Raw genomic sequence first — 264 nt, forward strand, 5'->3', positions numbered from 1 at the left:
CGGCTATCAGCATCTATTTCTGCTCCTGTGCTGGGGCTGAAACCTCAAGGTCTGAAATAATGTCAATCACAGAACTTAATCGAATAGCCATTGCCGAGGCTTTTTGAGTCGGAACTGGAAGCTCTTTTAATATCCAATTCAAGATTCTATTTAGTATTTCCACCTGCTGACTCAAATCTACAGGCTCGGTCTGTTTAGGTATTACCGGTGCTGCATAAAGCGGCGTAGAGTGAATGCCGTGCGTGGCCTCACCAAGCCCAACAA

General features: G+C 45.8%; 1 protein-coding gene. It reads right to left on the bottom strand.

Annotated features, from left to right (window positions below):
* Window positions 1–13: 13 nt before the first annotated feature.
* Window positions 14–264 (bottom strand): hypothetical protein (locus M992_RS15275; RefSeq protein ID WP_162200749.1); only part of this gene is annotated, 251 nt, incomplete at its 5' end.

Origin of the sequence: Moellerella wisconsensis ATCC 35017, assembly GCF_001294465.1 — a bacterium.
GTDB classification, from domain to species: Bacteria; Pseudomonadota; Gammaproteobacteria; order Enterobacterales; family Enterobacteriaceae; genus Moellerella; species Moellerella wisconsensis.